At 64.6% G+C, this 16,497-nt stretch carries 15 protein-coding genes and 1 pseudogene; 9 read left to right on the top strand and 7 right to left on the bottom strand.

Features of this window, described 5'->3' with window-relative positions:
• Positions 1 to 88: 88 nt before the first annotated feature.
• From ACQEUU_RS19665 to ACQEUU_RS19655, 3 genes and pseudogenes are all read left to right on the top strand, one after another.
• Positions 89 to 349, top strand: a complete 261-nt coding sequence (locus ACQEUU_RS19665; RefSeq protein ID WP_433067924.1) for a GntR family transcriptional regulator — start codon at positions 89 to 91, stop codon at positions 347 to 349.
• A 420-nt stretch (positions 350 to 769) separates the two neighbouring features.
• Positions 770 to 1,213 (top strand): annotated as a pseudogene (locus ACQEUU_RS19660) (transposase); the annotation flags it as partial.
• On the top strand, positions 1,146 to 1,463 hold the full coding sequence (locus ACQEUU_RS19655) for a transposase (RefSeq protein WP_433071903.1): 318 nt from the start codon (positions 1,146 to 1,148) through the stop codon (positions 1,461 to 1,463). The pseudogene ACQEUU_RS19660 and the gene ACQEUU_RS19655, both read left to right, overlap by 68 nt.
• 43 nt (positions 1,464 to 1,506) lie before the next feature.
• Here ACQEUU_RS19655 and ACQEUU_RS19650 read toward each other — a convergent pair whose 3' ends face one another.
• Both ACQEUU_RS19650 and ACQEUU_RS19645 read right to left on the bottom strand, forming a co-directional pair.
• On the bottom strand, positions 1,507 to 2,076 hold the full coding sequence (locus tag ACQEUU_RS19650; protein WP_433067923.1) for a DUF4240 domain-containing protein: 570 nt from the start codon (positions 2,074 to 2,076) through the stop codon (positions 1,507 to 1,509).
• Positions 2,077 to 2,146: 70 nt separating this feature from the next.
• Complete coding sequence (locus ACQEUU_RS19645; RefSeq protein ID WP_433067922.1) at positions 2,147 to 9,499, bottom strand: LamG-like jellyroll fold domain-containing protein; 7,353 nt, start codon at positions 9,497 to 9,499, stop codon at positions 2,147 to 2,149.
• Between the two features lie 452 nt (positions 9,500 to 9,951).
• Here ACQEUU_RS19645 and ACQEUU_RS19640 point away from each other — a divergent pair, with 452 nt between their 5' ends.
• Positions 9,952 to 10,323, top strand: coding sequence for an alpha/beta fold hydrolase (locus ACQEUU_RS19640; protein WP_433071901.1), 372 nt, complete (start codon positions 9,952 to 9,954; stop codon positions 10,321 to 10,323).
• A 15-nt stretch (positions 10,324 to 10,338) separates the two neighbouring features.
• Here the strand turns inward: ACQEUU_RS19640 and ACQEUU_RS19635 are convergent, their stop codons facing one another.
• Entirely contained in the window at positions 10,339 to 10,797 is a 459-nt protein-coding gene (locus tag ACQEUU_RS19635; RefSeq protein ID WP_433067920.1) for a VOC family protein, read from the bottom strand.
• Between the two features lie 431 nt (positions 10,798 to 11,228).
• Here ACQEUU_RS19635 and ACQEUU_RS19630 point away from each other — a divergent pair, with 431 nt between their 5' ends.
• Complete coding sequence (locus ACQEUU_RS19630; RefSeq protein WP_433067918.1) at positions 11,229 to 11,687, top strand: helix-turn-helix domain-containing protein; 459 nt, start codon at positions 11,229 to 11,231, stop codon at positions 11,685 to 11,687.
• A 29-nt stretch (positions 11,688 to 11,716) separates the two neighbouring features.
• Complete coding sequence (locus tag ACQEUU_RS19625) at positions 11,717 to 12,079, top strand: hypothetical protein (protein ID WP_433067916.1); 363 nt, start codon at positions 11,717 to 11,719, stop codon at positions 12,077 to 12,079.
• A gap of 66 nt (positions 12,080 to 12,145) precedes the next feature.
• Here ACQEUU_RS19625 and ACQEUU_RS19620 read toward each other — a convergent pair whose 3' ends face one another.
• The gene (locus ACQEUU_RS19620) at positions 12,146 to 12,532 is read right to left on the bottom strand and encodes a hypothetical protein (RefSeq protein WP_433067914.1); all 387 of its coding nucleotides are present in this window, start codon (positions 12,530 to 12,532) and stop codon (positions 12,146 to 12,148) included.
• Between the two features lie 122 nt (positions 12,533 to 12,654).
• Positions 12,655 to 12,774, bottom strand: a complete 120-nt coding sequence (locus ACQEUU_RS19615; protein ID WP_433071899.1) for a DUF397 domain-containing protein — start codon at positions 12,772 to 12,774, stop codon at positions 12,655 to 12,657.
• A gap of 41 nt (positions 12,775 to 12,815) precedes the next feature.
• Between ACQEUU_RS19615 and ACQEUU_RS19610 the strand changes: the two genes are divergently transcribed.
• Entirely contained in the window at positions 12,816 to 13,019 is a 204-nt protein-coding gene (locus ACQEUU_RS19610) for a GntR family transcriptional regulator (RefSeq protein WP_433067912.1), read from the top strand.
• Positions 13,020 to 13,128: 109 nt separating this feature from the next.
• Here the strand turns inward: ACQEUU_RS19610 and ACQEUU_RS19605 are convergent, their stop codons facing one another.
• The gene (locus ACQEUU_RS19605) at positions 13,129 to 13,794 is read right to left on the bottom strand and encodes a lytic polysaccharide monooxygenase auxiliary activity family 9 protein (RefSeq protein WP_433067911.1); all 666 of its coding nucleotides are present in this window, start codon (positions 13,792 to 13,794) and stop codon (positions 13,129 to 13,131) included.
• A gap of 182 nt (positions 13,795 to 13,976) precedes the next feature.
• On the bottom strand, positions 13,977 to 14,303 hold the full coding sequence (locus tag ACQEUU_RS19600) for a DUF6285 domain-containing protein (RefSeq protein ID WP_433067909.1): 327 nt from the start codon (positions 14,301 to 14,303) through the stop codon (positions 13,977 to 13,979).
• A 46-nt stretch (positions 14,304 to 14,349) separates the two neighbouring features.
• Here ACQEUU_RS19600 and ACQEUU_RS19595 point away from each other — a divergent pair, with 46 nt between their 5' ends.
• Together ACQEUU_RS19595 and ACQEUU_RS19590 are read left to right on the top strand one after the other, a co-directional pair.
• The gene (locus tag ACQEUU_RS19595; RefSeq protein WP_433067907.1) at positions 14,350 to 15,531 is read left to right on the top strand and encodes an acyl-CoA dehydrogenase family protein; all 1,182 of its coding nucleotides are present in this window, start codon (positions 14,350 to 14,352) and stop codon (positions 15,529 to 15,531) included.
• Positions 15,528 to 16,490: a phosphotransferase family protein gene (locus ACQEUU_RS19590; RefSeq protein WP_433067906.1), complete on the top strand. Its 963-nt coding sequence runs from the start codon at positions 15,528 to 15,530 to the stop codon at positions 16,488 to 16,490. The genes ACQEUU_RS19595 and ACQEUU_RS19590 overlap by 4 nt, the downstream gene beginning before the upstream one ends.
• The last annotated feature ends 7 nt before the right edge of the window (positions 16,491 to 16,497 follow it).

Below are 16,497 nucleotides of genomic sequence, written 5' to 3'. Positions count from 1 at the left end.
GGCTCACATAGAGCGGCATACAGCGGTGTGAAGCGCCATGACGCTACCTACGCATATAGGATGCTGATCCCAGTTCTAGGCTGTTGTCATGAGCAGCAGCGTGCCCACCTTCGACCCCGATGCAGTCGGCCCGAGCTACGTCTACGTCCAGGTTGCAGACCACATCGCCGCGAGGATCGGGAGCGGCGAACTCTCTCCAGGCGCGCGACTCCCTGGAGAACGCGACCTGGCCCAGGAGTACCGCGTGGCGCTCGGCACGGTTCGACGGGCCGTTCAAGAGCTTCGCGACCGCGGACTCGTGATGACGTTGCCAGCAAAAGGCACCTACATCGCGCAAGTTACCGAATAGCGGGTCTCCGATCTGCCGATCTTTGCCTACCCGGCCTGCGGCGTCTTCTCCGTCACCGTCAAGGAACGGGTGGCCATCCGCCCACGGGCACGCCGCCTGGCCTGGAAGATGCGCGACCCCGCAGCGGGCGTCGTGCACTGACCGTCGCGGGCGGAAGCCGAACGAGCAGTCGGCCATGTCGGCCTCGAAGACCGGCTCGAGCACGATTTGATCTTCACAGCCACCTGCACCATCCGGTTCCCGAACAGCGGGAATAGACAGCGGGCGATACTGATCCTTCAGCCCCGGCTTGGGGATCAGTTTCAGTTCTGGCATTGCTGTCCGGAGGGAAGGAGGTTGACGGCGTATTTCGGGGAAGGTTTGCGTCCGTCTCGCGAGCCGGCGGACCGGCGGAAGGCCTAGGAAGGGAACGGATATACTGTGGCGCGGCTGGGCCTGTCGCCGCAGAAGCCTCTGGTCCGCGCGTATGAACAAGAGCCCGAACGGGTGCGCCGGCGGAAAGAGGAGGAGTATCCGACGATCCGCGCGCAGGCCATCGGCCAAGGCGTCGGCATCTACTTCCTGGATGAGGCGAGCGTGCGCACCAATCATCACGCGGGCACGACTTGGGGACCGGTCGGCGATACCCCGATTGTCCGCGGCACCGGCCGGCGGCATTCGGTCAACATGATTTCTGTGGTGAACACGCAAGGCAAGCTGCACTTCGACTTCGTCGGCTCCATCGATTCGGCGGCCTTCATCGACTACCTGAAGACGCTGCTCCACGACATTCCCGGAAAGATTTTCCTGATCCTCGATGGGCATCCGGCGCATCGGTCGGCGGAGACGAAAGCCATTCGTGAAGTCCACCAAGGGGCGACTACGCATCTTCTTCCTGACCCCGTACTCGCCGGAGCTCAATCCCGACGAGTGGGTCTGGAAGAATATCAAGCACGATCGAGTGGGCCGCGCAGTCGTCCGGTCCATGGAGGAGTTGACCGACAGGATCGAGCGAGCTGTCGACCGACTTCAGGTGAAACCCGAGATAGTCCGCAGCTTCTTCCGTGATCGAGACCTGCTCTACATCACGTCACCGGCAAGCGAGCTACGGTCCAGTAGCCCAGTTTCTGCTTAGTACTTCCTCATCAGATATTTTCTGATGCAAACGATCATTCGACCTAAGCATTCTTTTGATACTTATATCGATAGATTTTCGGCAACCTGGCTCGAATTTGATCTGGATCGTCCATATCCCATCGATCACCCTCTAGCTCAAAGATTGACACATTCAGATTTTGCAATCCGACGAGGCGCTCCAAATGGTTTACATCTCCTCCTAGTGCTGTATATGAATCGCAAACAGCTGCATCCAGACCACCGAATCCGGGACTATTTTCGAGTGACCATCCGCGGCCGGACTCAAGCAGGTGCAACAGGAAGCGTACCTGAGGAATATCAATCAGATTATCCGGTTCGGCAGCTACGGGACCGAAAGCATCCCTCCCCAAGGTTATCAACCACGACTGGAATTCAAAGAAGCCATCCAGTGAACCAATTTCGAACACATTGTAGAACGCGGCATACATGTCATAAGTATTGACATCTTTCATCCTCTCGGACACCCAGAGATAGAAGTCTTCGACATTGGCCCTCGTGTAGCGCAAGAGATGTCTGCGAAGCCATTCAGCCTGGGCCGATTTCGTCTTACCTGCTTTAGATTGCTCTATGAGCAGCCAAAAATCCTTCACTGCAGCTACACGCGCCTCACTATCTCGACCGTATAACACAATAATTCGAGTCCTCGCCCTGCCCGCGACTCTATTTAATACCCCTGTCAGTTCCTCCGATTACTATTCGAGGAGCTCCCCAGCGACTGGAAGAGCCCTTCGAGTACGTCCCAAAGGTTCCAGAGCCGATCCCCCCTGGGCGAATCTGATATTGCCCAGGTCTTGGTTTCAGAGTCGTACCGGGAGGAAGGCGTAGCCCTACGGACATCTGGCGCAATTTCTTCAACCCCTCTGTAACCCAATATGGACGATTCTCTGAATTGACCGCAATAGGTCGCTGCCCATTGAACTTGTCATGCAGTGCCCACGCCCCTAATTCAACACCCACATCGAAAAAGATATCCTCAAGTCCGAAGATCTGGTTCAAGTCTCTTGTAGCTATGATTCTCATCACTTTACAACCTCCTAGAGCTTTACACGTCTGATTGTTATTGTAATCTCCCTGCCTTTGGTCAAAGGTCCGATTAGTACTTCTGCCCACTTTGAGCGGTGACCCGTTTTTGTCCACAAGAATATAAATACCCGTATTAACCCCTTGCTGACCTAATCCTGTTTCTCCATTCCAAAGCATCATCGAGAAAGCACTAAAGCCGAATTTCAGCAAGAGGTGGCGCACGCGACTTTCTTGATGCGCTCGATCGGGGTCAGCTCGACAGATACTACTTTTTCTACCACAGTACTCTTCTTCTAGAATTTCTTCTGTTCTGCCGATCCAATAACCCCCTTGGTCTATGCAGTCCGGATGCAGGCAGATGCCACCCTTACGCTCACCCTTTTCGGCCATCTCGTTTATATATTTGATGGCCGCCCCTATCGATGGAAAGGTGATAGACTTACCGTTCCACCAGACTGTATACGGTCGGGAATGGTCAGGATCCTGCACAGCCCAAGCTGAACCACCAGCGGCCTGTGGACCCAGAATTACGCCCCACAAGAACGTTACATCGTCTTCGGTCATGTGGGGAGTGGATGCGGCAGCTTCTAAGGCAACACGATCTCTTCTGCTTGCCGACCAGAACCCAGATGGTGCGTTCAATCCATTAGGCAGGATATTACGCTTTTGGCGCTCTGCCTCCGGGAAAGCATATATAACATTGAAGTTAATAGGACTACATAGCGCCAGGCCGTAGGTCCCGACGCATGCGATAGGCCCGCCTCCGCTGTACGAATAGCCGACGGCCAAGCCCCCGTCCCCACCACTGCCGCCGCATACGTCAATACCCTCGGATATGCCGCAGAGATTGCCCGAGTAGCCGGGCGAAGTATCGCCCCAGCCCCCCGGCCCTCCGAAGGAGCTCCGGACTGTGGAGTGACCGGTCGGGTCCGTGCCGGTCAACGGTGAAGCATTGGCGTAGGTGTAGCGGTTGGCCTGGACGGATGGGTTCGGACTGAGACTTGCCGTGTCACGGCTGGCGAAAGTGCCGGTACCAGGCTGATACCAGCGGGCATGCATGTTCACCTTTCCGGTGTCCGGATCGGTGTACTCGCCCTGATAGCCGAGGCTTGCCTTGGAACCTGTCTCTGCAGTGATCTCTCCGAATGGACCGAATGCAGTAGAGCCGGTTACACCGGTGCCAGTGAAGGTACCGACTAGGTCATCATGAATGTCGCTGAACGCAGCAGTTGCCGGGGTGGCTCCTTCCTGAAGTCCGAGAAGTGCGCCGAAGGGGTCGCGGGCGTACTTAGCCTGGACTGCTCCGCCGGCGTTAATGGCGGCCAGGTCGTTGCCGAGGCCGGAGTAGGCGAAGGTCTGATTAGTAGTGCCGCGGATGCGACTGGTAACGCGGTCGAAGACGTCGTAGCTGTAGAGGCTGTCGCCGTCAGCGATCAGACGGTCGAAGGCGTCGAAGGTGAGTTGGGTGGTGACGCCTGCCTTGGTCTGGCTCGCGAGCGTGCCGCGGGCAGAGTAGCTGTAGTCCGTGCCGTCGCCGGAGGTCAGGCGGTTACGTTCGTCGTAGGTGTAGGTCTTGTCACCGGCCTTGGTGCGGTTTCCGGCGGCGTCCCATTCGTAAGCGGTGGTGGTGCCGTTGGGCGCCGTCCAGGAAGTAAGCCGGTTGGCGTGGTCGTAGCCGTAGGTATTCGTGCCAGCCCCGGCCAAGCCGGTTGTGGTCTTGGTGGTGAGGTTGTCGTCGAGGTCCCAGCCATAGGTGACCTTGGCCAACTCGCTGCCGGAGCCGCTCTTCAGGGTCTGGGACGTGGCGCGGCCCATGTCGTCGTAACTGATGGAGTGGATGTTGGCCGGGTTCGCGGAGGTCAGGCTGGTGACGCGGTTGGCCTTGTCGTAGCCGTAGGTCCAGGTGCGGCCGGTGACCGGGTCGGTCGCGGTGGCGGCACGGTTGGCGTTGTCCCAGGTGAAGTTCGCGGTGCCGGCGGCGTCCACGCGCTGGGTGAGGTTGCCGTTGGCGTCGTAGGCCATGGTGATGGGCTGGCCCGACGGCGACGTCATCTTGGTGAGGAGGCCGCGGTCGTTGTACTCGAGCGTGTAGTCACCCGCGGTCGTCAGGCGGTCGGCGGGGTCGTAGCCGAAGGTGCGCTCCGCGGTGGTGGTGCCGCCCCCTGCGCCGTTCTCCTGGGTGAGGCGGCCGAGGTGGTCGTAGGTGCGGTCGATACGGACGCCGCCCGGCTGCAGAATCGCCGTGTTGTTGCCGGCCTGGTCGTAGCTGTAGGTCCAGGTACGGTCGGCTTCGTTCGGATGCTGGGCGGTCGCCGGTTCGATCACGCGCTCGACGAGGCCGAGGCTGTTGTAGGTGGTCCAGGTGGCGTTGCCACGGCCGTCGGTCAGGCGGGTCCGGGCGCCCGAGGCGTCGTAGCCGAAGCGCGTGACGATCTCTTCGTTCGCCTTGACCGGTTCGGTGAGGCTGGTGAGCCGGTTGAGGGCGTCGTAGGCGTGGCGGACGGTGTGCTGCTCGGCGGAGGTCTCGCTGATCACGTTGCCGGCCGGGTCGTAGCCGAGGCCGATCGTGCGAAGGGTGGTGCCGGAGCCATTTAGGTCCTTGACCTCGATGGGGCGACCAGCAAGGTCGTAGCTGGTGGCGGTGGCGTTGAGCGTGGCGTCACGCACCTGCAGCAGCCGGCCTGCCAGGTCGTAGGTGTTCGTGGTGGTGTTGTTGGCGGGGTCGGTCGCAGAGGTGACCTCGCCTGCGGCGTTGACCACGTACGAGGTGGTCTTGTTGCCGGGGGCGGCAGCCTTCGTCAGGATGCTGGCGTCGTTGTAGGTGAACGTGGTGGTGAATGCCGCGTTGGTCGGCTTGCGCTCGACCGCGGTCTCGGTGATCTTACGGCCGAGGTCATCGTAGGTCGCCTGGACACGGGCGCCGGTGGGGTCGACGGCCACTAGTTGCTCGCCTACGAGGTCGTACTCCGCGACGTAGACACCGCCCGGTCCCGATGGACCTGGGTCGGTCGTGCGTACCAGGTTGCCGAGGGCGTCGTAGTCGAAGCTGGTGTCGTGGCCGCGCGGGTCGGTTGTCTTGGTAAGACGCCCTGCCGGGTCGTATTGGTGGGTGATCTTCGGTGTGAGCGCCGTGCCGCCTGGCGGGGTGTAGGCGGGGGACGTCACCGTCACGACTCGGCCGGCCTTGTCGTAGGCCGTGGTGACAGTGCGGCCTTCCGCATCCACCTGGTGTGTCTGGTTGCCGGACGTGTCGTAGCCGGAGCGGACGATCGGCCTCGCGCTGGTCGCTGCCGTACCCGCCTTCTCGACCTGAACGGTCGGCGCCTTGGCCTCGATGAGGCGGCCGAGCGCGTCATAACGGTTGTCGACGGTGAAGTCCGCCGCTGTCGCGCCGTCCGCGTTGCCTCGCGGATCGGTCACCGCCGTGACCAGCCCGCGGTCGTCCACGGTCCACGTGGTGATGAGGTCCTGGTCGCCGTTCTCGACCGTCTGGCGTGTCTTGATGCCCGCGGCGTTGTAGGCGTAGCTGATGATCTCTTGGCGGGTGCTGCCGGCGCCTGAGCGGGTCTCCTTGGTCGTCAGGTTGCTGGCGTCGTACTCGAAGACGGTTCGCCGGTTGAGCGAGCTGGGGTCGAGGGCGGTGGAGGAGAGCCTCCCGGCCGCGTCGTACTCGTAGTCGGCACGCGTGATGCCGCCGCCCGTCACCTTGCGCGTGAGGTTGCCCGCGGCGTCATACGTGTTCGCCTCCAGGATGACATCCCTGGGAGTGGTCGAACCGTTGAGCTTGACGTCGTCCGCGATGACCTGCGAGAGCCGGTTGTCGTTGTAGTACGTGTAGGAGGTCTTGCGGCCCATCGCGTCGGCGGTGGCTGCGAGGCGTCCGCCGGCGTCGTAGGAGCGCGATTCCAGCACGATCTCGGTGGCCGGCTGCGGGTTGACGGGGCTGCCCGTCCAGTTCTTGAGGGTGCGGGTGGCCAGTTCTCCCCGCTTGGTGTAGGTGTGGCCGAAGATCGAGCCCACTTCGTCAGTGATCGTGTCGACCAGACCGAGGTTGTTCCAGGTGCTGCGGACAACGCCCCCCTCGGGGCCTGTGCTGGTTTCCCCGTTGCCGTGGGCGTCGTAGGTGTAGGTGGTGGTGCGCTCGGGGTCGCCACCCGTCAGGTCGGCGACGGTCTCGGTCAGATTGTTGCCGTCCGGGTCGTAGGTGTAGCGGATCTGAGCGGTGTGCCTGACGTCGGTGATCTCGTTGACCACCCCCGGCCCCGTTTGGGTTAGTGGCCTGCCGAGGTTGTCGTAGGTGAAGGTGGTCTTCACGCCATTGGGGTGGGCTTGCGAGATCTGGCTGCTTGATGTGACACGGCCGAGGGCGTCGTACTCCAACCGGCTCACGAGCCCGGTCGGCTCGGTCTGCTCCCCTAGGTCACCGGATGCCGTGTAGCGCATGGTCCAGGTGTTGTTCTTCGGGTCGGTCCAGGTCTTCAGCAGGCCGGCTGGAACCGTTCCGCTGTTGACGGCCGGTTCGGTTCCGTCGGTGTAGGCCACCGTGATCGATCGACCGTTGGGGAAGTCGGTGGTGGCGGGGGTCGTCTCCTTGATCTGCTCGCCGTACTCGTTGTACTCGATCCTGGTGAGGTATCTGTTGTCCGTCTCGCTCGACGAGCGCGCGTTTCGATAGGTGAGCTGGCGGTCGTTCAGCGGATCGAACTCGTCATCCTCGTCCACGTGATAGGTGGCGTATTCTCGATAGCACGTATCTGTGGTTCGGCAGGTCTTGACGCTGAGCACGTTGCCGCGTTTGTCATTGTATTGACGGGATACGTTACCGTTCCGATCTGTGATTTTGCTCAGGAAGCCGCCGGTATCGTACTTGTACTCGGCCTTGAAGTTGTCCTGGTCGATCTCGTGAACGATACGGTTGCCACGCCATTCGTCATATCCGTAGGTAACCGCGCCGTTGCGCGGATCGGTGACCTTGACGGTGGCAATCTTTGTCGTCCAGTCGAAACTCGGCTTGCCGAGCTGCCAAGTCCCTCCGTGGTGGTCGGTGTGCGCCTTGAGGCGATCAGTGGTTGTGTCGTAGGTGTTCTCCGCCCAAACCCGTCCCGAAGGCCGGGTGATCTTCTTCAGCTTGTTCGGCGCAACGACACGAGCCGCGTAGTGCCCCTGGATTTCGGCCTCGGGAAGAGGTTTGCCGTAGATGGCGAACTCATCGATCGAGCCCTTGAAGGCGAAGGCACCAGAGGTATTGGGCCCTCCGGGCGTATCGATCGACCATCGGCTCGCGCGATCGCCACTACCGATGAAGGCCTCGGCTCGGAATCGGGGCTCAAGAGTTCCGTTGAGCACCCCCACGGACTGGCCGTCCAGGAAAAGCTGCTGCCGTGCCCCATCGACATTCAGCACGACGTGGTGCCACTGGTCGTCATTGACCGGTCCCGGGCTCGTGACGGGCGTGTACAACCCCGATCCACTGCTGTTACTGACGAAACCCATCTGACCGCGGAGTCGTCCATCGGTACCGACATACACCACAGGCTCAGTCGCCCCGAACTCGTAACCGAGCTCACCTGCGGACAAGATGATGCCGTTCTGCGAGGTCTTGAACCAAGCCTCGATGGAGACTCGGTCCTGGAGCCGCGACAACAGATAGAACGGTAGTTGGACATACGACTTACTAAAACCGCCGGCGGTGTCCGTACTACCCCCCAAGGCACCGGGCCGGCCCGGGGTCACGCTTTTGTAGACGCCGGCACGCCCGTCACTGCCCTCGTTGGCCGCCGGGTCGTACTGAGCGTCTCCAAGGCGCCAGTAGCCGACGGGGTCGGAGTCGCGGACGAGTCCCCTGTAGCGTGATCCATCCTGGTAGGAGTAGGTCGCACAGTTCGGCGCGGCGACCGGAGCGCAAACCGATGTGAGGATGTCGCCGCTGTAGCTGTAGGTCCAGGTGGCGCTCTCGCCATCCACCGGATCGGTGGACACCGTCGCCACTCGTGAGCCCGACCAGGTGAAGTGCAGGGACCGCCCTCCCGTGGCTGTGGCGCGGCTCATCTTGCCGTCACTGCCGTACTCCAAGGTCTGCTCACGCCCCCGTGCGTCTGATATACGCTGCAGCCGTCCGGAGGAGTCGAAGTAGAAGCTGGTCGACGACTTGTCCATGAGGCGCCAGCCACCACCGTCCACTTCGGCCAGCAGGGCGTGCATTCCAGGAGGTGGTTGGTAAGTGCCGTCTCCCTTGTCAGCGAAGCGCAGCCGTCGGCCGTCGGGATAGTGAGCCAGGAGCCCCTCGGGTTCTTCCACCAACTTCATGTCCCAGACGGTCGACCAGCCCGCACCGAAGATTCCTTCCGTCCGGGTGTCCAGGCTGTTGTATGTCCTGGTCACGGCAAGAGGGGGGCCGGCTACAGATACCTGTGCGTCCGTTACTGTCGTCGCGTAATTTCCGAGGATCGAGGAGAACTCACCGGATCCCGATGTTCCGAGGAGGGAACTGCTCAATGGTTGACGCGCGCCGGTGGTGAACGACTGCCTGTCGCTCTGATCTGAACTGTTGGTCGCGGGGTCGACAACCCGCACCCACCATTCGTATTGCTGACCCCATTTGAGCCTGCCCGCCGGGACACGCCAGGTGTTCTTTCCCTGCTGCCTGCCCGACTGGAAGCACTCCGGGGTGGGTGGCGGATTCCCGGCTTCCTCTTCTTCCAGTACTTCGCATACGTTGTAGAAGAAATCGAAATCAGCTTGGGTCCCCCCGCCCATGCTGGTGGCCTCGACAGTGAGGAGGGGCGTCACCGTTCCCACGAGTGTGCCGTGTTCCGGATACGTGTCGTCGATCAGTGGCCAGCCCAGGACCGCCTGCTCGCGTTGCTCGGCGCGGATGACGCCGGATGGCAGGCCCCTTGCAGCCGTCTCGCCTGTCGAAGGAAGCCGGTCCTCCAATGGCAGAGCGCCGCGCACCGGCGCCTGCGTGACGTGCTCATGCCGTTCGGCCACGTCCTGGACGTGAGTGGCCGATTTACTTACCACACTTGGCAGAACGCCGGACGTTCCCCTCATCTGCACCGGTACGACTAACTCGCCCTGGGCGGCGTAGTCCGTGGCCGCTACAAGGGGATTAGCCTGTGCGGGTCCAACTGAAAGTGTAAACAGCCCCGGCAGGAGAGCCGCCAGCATAAAGGAGATAAACCAAGCCGAACGAGCCCATGCCAAAGTCCGGCGCATGCGCCATCACTCTCCGACCCAACGAGGCATCAAAAGACGCCGACCGTCAACCCCATCCGGCCGCCAGCAACTGGGACGCCTGACTCGCTCGGCTCAGAGCTGTAGAGCAAACGGACAAAGCGTAACCTTTGCATGATCACTCGACAAGAGCGAAATTAGTGATCACTTGCTGGCGGAATGCGACTTGCCAGACCGAGCTATGACCGGAACCGGCTCCATGGGCGCTGGACGCCTTCATCCCATCGGAGGCCGCCATCAGCCCCGCGCAGTGGCCGCCGACCGACGAGCAGATCCGCCGGTTCGCGAGCACCGGGTTCAGCCGCGCCGGCTACCAGATCCCGCGGGCGTTCTTGAACGGCACCACGGACTATCTGCGGCAGCAGCCGCTCCCGGACCGGCTCGCGGTCCTCGGCAGGCCGTTACTGGTGATCTTCGGCGAGGACGACCGCAGGTGGCGGGCTTCCTCCGCCGCCGACTACCTCGCCGTCCCCGGCGCGCGGGTCGAGCTGCTGCCCGGTGTCGGCCACACGCCCATCCTCCAGGACCCGGAGCGGACCGCCGCGCTCCTCCTGTCCTTCACCGTACGGACCGGTTGAACAAGACGGGAGCCGTCAGCTCCCGGTGCCGAATCCGTCGAGCGTCTCCCGTTCCTCAAGACTCTTCAGCTCCTGGAAGACCGTGATGTGCAGACCGCCGGGGGCGTCGAGGCGGGCGTTCAACGACTGCCAGGGCGTGACGGTGGGCGGCGCGACCTCGTCGGCCCCGGCGGACAGCAGGCGGTCGGTCGTCTCCCGCGTGTCGTCCACCTCGAACGCGACCCGGAACTTGGGCGCCACCTGACGGCCCACCTCCACGTCGTCGATCATCCGTTTCTGCGCCGGGTTGGCGATCTCCAGCGTCGCCCGTCCCGCCTCCAGGATGACCACCTCGGCTCCGTCACCTCCGGAGAAGGCCGCCTGCTCCGGCAAGCCCAGCACATCCCGGTAGAAGGCGACGGCCGCTTCGTAGTCCTCCGCCTCCACCACGAGCCGCAACTGTCTTACGGCAGTCGGCTTCCGCTCAGCTGACATCGTCATCCCTTCTCGGAAATCCTCGGCGTGGGCACTGTCAGTCCTCGAACGCCGCTAGATGTTCGTCTTATTCGCCAAGATTCTGGCAGAACGGGTCCTGTCATCCCGCGCTCAAGATCAACTAAGGTCGGTGCTCGATCGGAGCGCATCTGCCGGCAAGCGATCCCAGAGCCCTGCATCGCTCCGGCGGCAGGCAGCCGGGGGCTCTCACTGACCCTCCTGCCGTCGGACCACCTCACAGCCCGGGAACGCGGAAGAAGACCGGCCCTGCGTCAGACACGGATGGGGACATGCCGGTCGACGTCACCGCCGCGGCCACCTCTTCGAAGGCGGCAGCCATCCGTGACACGGGCTTGACGCCGCGCCGCACAAGCCTTGATTGCACTTGTTTCGATTGTTGCGGATAATGCGATTGTAGGGAAGGAGTCACCATGGCAGGCATCCAAGTCAAGCGCTCGATCGAGCCCGGGTCGATGGACGCCCAGGTCGCGGCCCGAGCCGTCAGACGGATCAAGGACTATCTGATGAGACATCCCGAGAAGGAGGTCATCCCGGTTGCCGGGGAGGTCGGCAACGAAGAAGCCCTGATTCTCCCGCGTGACGCCGTGAGTCTGCTGGCGTACATCCTGGCTCAGGCCGCGCAGGGCCGGGGTGTGTCGGTTGTTCCGTCCCACGCCGAACTCACCACCCAGCAGGCGGCGGACATGCTGAACGTGTCCCGGCCGTACCTGATCGGATTGCTGGAGGATGGCGCCATCCCCTACCGGATGGTGGGAAAGCACCGTCGCATCACCGTTGAGGATCTCATGGCGTACAAACGACGTGATGATCTGAAGCGGCGGTCCGCTGCCGATGACCTCGCCGCTCCCGGCCAGGAGTTGGGGATCTGACGTGGCCTTCGTCGTGGTCCACGACGCCAATGTCCTCTACGGCAACACTCTCCGGGATCTCCTCATCCGCATCGCCCAGGCCGACATCGTGCAAGCCAAGTGGACGACTCGAGGCCGCGATCAAGGCGGGCGCCCGGATCATTGTCACATCCAATATCAAGGACTTCCCGGCGGAGGAACTAACTACCTGGGATATGGAGGCCCAGTCGCCGGACGACTTCATCCTTGATCAGATCGAACTGGACGACCGGATCGTGTGGGCCTGTGTCCAACAGATCGTGGACTCCCGCGTCAACCCGCCGGCGACGATCCGGGACGTGCTCAGCGCGCTGGAGAGGGCCGGCTTGGTGGAGTCGGTCGCCCCACTACGTAGCGGCCGGTTCGGCGCATGACGCTCGCTCGCCGAAAAGAGGCAGCGGGCAGCCAGGGGCTCCCACTGACCCTCCGTCGGGCCACCCTCACAGCCCGGCGGACGCGGAAGAAGAGCGGCCCTGGGCAGGACATGGATGGGGAACGTGCCGGTTCGGGCAGCAGATCATGCCGAGGGTGACGAACCGGCCGCCGTGCAACCACTCGCCCCACTGCACGTCCACGCCCCGTGACAGCAGGTCCCGAGCGGTCTCCAGTCGCTCCTCGACCGGGACCCGGTCCGGCAGCGGCAGCGCCGTGCGTGTCTTGCCGTACTCGTCGGCCAGCCACGCGACCGCCGGTGCCACCCCTTCGAAGGTGGCGGCCATCCGGGACCTGGGCTTGAGCAGCCAGTCGCCGGTGCGCATGGGCGGCAGCAGGGAGGCGGGGAAACCGGGTGAGGTGGGGCGGCGGTCGGCCTCGTTGGCACGTTCCACTCCCGGGCCTGTCCAGTGATAGGCGTGCCAGTGCATGGTGAGGCGCTCCCGGTAAGGTCTGGGGGGGCGGCGGCCCCTGCTTGCTGAGATCAGGCAGGGACCGCCGTCTTCGCGGGTGAGGTCTAAAGGATGGACAGGCCGGCGGCGCGAAGCTCGTCACCGGTGAACCGGAGCGTCCCGGCATCCGGGTTCTTCGAGTCACGCACCGCGTAAGCGTCCTCCACGCCCGGGATGGGGACGATCAGGACGCAGGCTGAGGCCCAATCGCCCCAAGTGGCGCCAGGTGTACGAGATCATCCGGGTTCGGATCGAGACCGGTGCGTACTCTCCTGGCGCCAAGATCCCCACCGTGCTGGAGCTGGTGGCAGAGTTTCAGATCGCCAACGTGACCGCGCAGAAGGTCTACAGGAAACTCCGCGAGGACGGCCTGATCTATACCGAGCCAGGAATGGGAAGCTTCGTCGTCGAAGACCAAGGCAATCCATAGAGGGCGGCGGAGAAGGCCCGCTACGGCGGATGAGTGAGGCGGATCGCCATCACAACTCCGCGAGCGGCCACGTGTCCATGCGCGTGACCGCTCACGAAACGCACCCAGGTCAGCTGAACGTGACGTCGCTGCAGAAGTAGTACGTCTGGTCCATGTGGGACGCCTTCCAGATCGTGTAGACGACGTGGCGGCCGGTGCGGGAGCCCTTGGTCAGGCCGGTGATCAGGTAGTTCTCGGCGGGGGCGTACCGGGGGGTCTCGCGGACGAGTTCCAGGTGGTTCCAGGCCAGCGGGGTGGTGGTGGCGTCGTAGCCCTGGCGGGTGATGTAGACCCTGATGTAGTCGGCGCCGTGGCGGGCCTGGTCGTTCAGCCGCAGGTTGAACGAGCTGCCGAGGCTCGTCGTGGTCCAGGCGCCGGGGGTGTCCATGGACCGGTAGCGGCCGTCCTGGGTGCGGCCGGCGCTGCAGAGCTGGCCGTCCGGGACGGCGGCCTGGTGGTTGCCGCCGACGTTGTCGCGGTAGAGGCCGTTCCAGTTCCACATGGCGTTGGTGTTGTCCTGCCAGGCCTGCCAGCACATGGGGTCGATCTGCTGCATGGCGGGGTTCTGGAAGTCGCTGCCCCAGCGCAGCCAGCAGCCGTAGTTGCGGGAGGCGGGGTCGACGACCGAGCCGTGCGCCGAGGCGGTGCCGGTCAGGGGCAGGGCGAGGAGGGTCACCGTGGCGAGGAGCAGGGCGAGGATGCGCCGCGCCCGGTGGCGAAGTCCGGCGTGGGACATTGTGCGGTCTCCGTCTTCCGGTAGGGGGCCGGGGGTGGGAGCGCTCCGTGCGGATGACGGTATCTGACAACGAGAGGCGACGCCAATGACGACGCATTGTCAAGGCCCCGAAGTGTGCGGGCCTACCTGGGAATGAGCTGGGGAAAGGGCTTTCCGAAGCTGGTTCGTACGGGCTGAAAATTTCAGCGGTAGTCAGGGTTGGCGACCGCGAGTTTGGCTCGTACGGCGTCGCGGAGGAAGGGCGTCAGCATGGGGTTGTCGTCGAGGCGGCCATCGCGGATCGCGGCGGCGAGCTCGGCGTCGGAGGCGACGCCGAGGGCGGCCAGGCGGGTCTCGTGGTCGAGGGCCTGGGACGGGCCGAGCTCGATCTCGCGTTCGACCATGGCAAGGACGTTGATCGCGACCCTGGTGTGGAAGCGGACCCGGCCCTCGGTCGCCGGGAGCACGTCGGAGGCGAGGAACTCGCGGACCGCGGCGACCATCTGGGCGGATGTCGGGGCGTCATGCATGCCGTTCTCCGTTGACCGGACAGTCGTTTTCGGTTGAGATCCTTGCATGAGTTTCGCCGTTCCTGACAGGGTCCGCCCGTTGCGGGATGCCGTGTACGCGTTCATGACCGAGCGGGTGGAGCCGGCCGAGCCCGCGCTGCACGAGGGCGGCCGGGAGGCGCTCCGCGAGCTGCAGGAGGAGGCGAAGAAGGAAGGGCTCTGGGCGCTCGGCCACCCGAAGGAGCTCGGCGGCGGCGGGCTGCCGTTCCTCGACTACGTGTACGTCAACGAGGTGCAGGGACGCAGCGAGTACGGGCAGCTCGCGCTCGGCACGTACACCTTGCAGGACTCGCTCATGCTGTACGAGCACGCGACCGGCGAGCAGCGGGAGCGCTATCTGGCGCCGCTGGTGCGGGCCGAGATCTCGCCGAGTTTCGCGATGACCGAGCCGGCGGTGTCGAGCAGCGACCCGACGCAGCTCGCGACGCGGGCGGTGCTCGACGGCGACGAGTGGGTGGTCAACGGGCACAAGTGGTTCACCACGGGCGCGTCGCAGGCGGCGTACACGACCGTGATGTGCCGGACCGAGGACGACGGGCCGCCGCACCTGGCGTTCTCGATGATCCTCGTGCCGACGGACACGCCGGGCTACACGATCGTGCGCGACACGCCGGTGCTCGGGCTGCACGGCTCGCACTGCGAGGTGCGGTACGAGGACGTGCGGGTCCCGGCGGGCAACCTGCTGGGGCGGCGCGGGCACGGGTTCGTGATCGCGCAGAAGCGGCTCGGGCCGGGGCGGATCTTCCACTGCATGCGGTGGCTGGGGCAGGCGCAGCGGGCGTTCGACCTGATGTGCCGGCGGCTGCACGAGCGGACCGCGTTCGGCGAGCCGCTGGCGAAGAAGCAGCTGATGCGCCAGCACGTGTTCGACTCGTACGCGGAGATCCAGGCGGCGCGGCTGCTGACGCTGCAGGCGGCGCAGGCGGTGGACGCCGGGGGCGACGCGCGGGTGGAGATCGGCGCGATCAAGGTCGTCGGGGCGCGGGTGCTGCACAACGTGATCGACCGGGCGATCCAGGTGTACGGGGCGGCGGGGCTGACGCCGGACACGCCGCTGGACCGGATGTACCGGCACGCGCGGGCCGGGCGGATCTACGACGGGCCGGACGAGGTGCACGTCGACTCGGTGGGGCGGCGGATCCTCGGCGAGTACGCGGGCGGGGGCAACTGGGAGTTCGGTCTCCGATGACGGACGCCGGCGCGGTGGTGCGGGAGGCCTTCGGCGGCGGGGCCTCGGTCGAGGGACTGGTGCGGCTGCCCGGCGGGGCGTCGCGGGAGACGTGGGCGCTGGACGCGGTCACGCCCGACGGGGTGCGGCATCCGCTGATCCTGCGGTCGGGGGCCGAGGGCGGGCTGGGCGCCGGGCTGAGCGCGGAGGCGCGGCTGATGCGGGCCGCGCGGGAGGCCGGGGTTCCGGTGCCCGGCGTGCTGGCCGAGGGTGACGCGTACGTGCTCATGGAGCGGATCGAGGGTGAGACGATCCCGCGGCGGATCCTGCGCGACGACGCCTACCGGGAGGCTCTGCCGAGGCTGGCGGGGCAGTGCGGGGAGGCGCTGGCGGCGATCCACCGGATGCCGGTGTCGGCGCTCCCCCAGACCGCCGGTCGGGGCGGCTCCGGTGCTTCCGGTGACGCGCTGAATCAGTACCGGGAGGCGCTGGACGCGACCGGGGAGCCGCATCCGGTCTTCGAGCTGGCGCTGCGCAGGCTGGCCGCCGCGCGGCCGGACAGCGGCCGGCGGACCGTGGTGCACGGCGACTTCCGCAACGGCAACCTGATCGTCGGCCCTGAGGGCGTCCGGGCGGTGCTCGACTGGGAGCTGGCGCACGTGGGCGACCCGATGGAGGACCTCGGCTGGCTGTGCGTCAAGGCGTGGCGGTTCGGGTCGCCGCTGCCGGTGGGCGGCTTCGGGTCCTACGACGACCTCGTGACCGCGTACGAGAAGGCGTCGGGACACCCGGTGGACCGGGAGGCCCTGCGCTGGTGGGAGACGTTCGGGGTGCTCAAGTGGGGGGTCATCTGCGCCGTGCAGGCGCGGCGGCACCTGTCCGGCGAGTCGCGGTCGGTGGAGCTGGCGGCGATCGGCCGGCGGGTGTGCGAGAACGAGTGGGACCTGCTGGCCATGCTGGAGGAAAACCCTTTGCGCTGAGTGCTCC

The organism is Nonomuraea sp. CA-218870 (genome assembly GCF_050936535.1).
GTDB classification, from domain to species: domain Bacteria; phylum Actinomycetota; class Actinomycetes; order Streptosporangiales; family Streptosporangiaceae; genus Nonomuraea; species Nonomuraea corallina.
This window is presented reverse-complemented; position numbering and strand designations above follow the sequence as displayed.